Here is a 1056-nt window from a genome sequence, read left to right as displayed (position 1 = left end):
TCGCCCTCAAACCGATCGATAAACCACAACCGCTGCTGAGCAAACGACAACGGAACATGCTGCGGACGCGGCATTGGTTGTAGTGGGGCGCGGGCGGGGGCGTCGTGGTGGCGGTGTAGGTAGTCGGCGAGGTTTGCCACGGTGGAGGCGTCGAAGAGGTAGCGGACGGGGACTTGTCTGTTGAGTGCTGATTGCAGTCGTGCGCTGACGCGGGTGGCGATTAGTGAGTCTCCGCCCAGGGCGAAGAAGTCGTCGTCGAGTCCGACGCGGTCTAGGCCTAGCACTTCGGCGAATATGTCGGCGACGATCTGTTCAGTCTGGGTTTGCGGCGCCCGGAAGGGGGTGGTGGCAAACACCGGTGCTGGCAATGCCTTTCGGTCGATTTTGCCTGAGGAGGTTAACGGGAACGCCTCGAGCACCATGATTTGGGACGGCACCATGTAGTCGGGTAGGTGTGCGCTCAGCCATTGACGCACCGCGCTGATCTTGGTGTTGGTTTGGGGGTCATTGGCGTAGGTGTTGCGTTGGTGGACCCCAGCGGGGGGCAGGTAGAGGTCGGTCAGCGGTTGGTTGTGCTGGCCATCGCAGTCGGTGGGGGTGAACAAGACGGCATCAACAGTGCCCGGTTGGGTGCCCCAGGTCAGCGCGACGTGGTAGCCGGCGCTTTGGCCCAGACGGTGCAATTGTTGGGGGGTGGCGGCCGTGCTGGCCGCGCTGGCGGCTTGGGCCACTGCATCAGCCAGCGGCAGTCCGGCGGCCAAGCCAGCTTCGATACCGACGTCGGTGATCAGCCCAGCGCGGGGAATATCGGTGATACGCACCATATCTGGGCGTTGCGATATCAACTCGGCATGCAGCCCACTAAGGCCAGCACAGTGAGTCCATGCCCAGCTGGGCGCAGCGGCCAATGAACGGACCGCGGTGGGATTCTTATGAATGGTGACGTCATAGCGGTACCGGGTCAACTCGTTATCAGCCAACCCACACTTGACTTCAATGGCCAGACCGGCCACCGAGGCATGCTCGGCAGCCCACGTAGTGAAAAACTCTGGAGCC

Annotated in this window: 1 protein-coding gene; it reads right to left on the bottom strand. The window is 62.4% G+C overall.

What is annotated here, in order from left to right; genetic code table 11:
- Positions 1-1013 (bottom strand): phosphopantetheine-binding protein (locus A5707_RS07685; RefSeq protein ID WP_232000661.1); only part of this gene is annotated, 1013 nt, incomplete at its 3' end.
- Positions 1014-1056: the final 43 nt, after the last annotated feature.

It is taken from the genome of Mycobacterium kyorinense (assembly GCF_001672775.1).
GTDB lineage: Bacteria > Actinomycetota > Actinomycetes > Mycobacteriales > Mycobacteriaceae > Mycobacterium > Mycobacterium kyorinense_A.
This window is presented reverse-complemented; position numbering and strand designations above follow the sequence as displayed.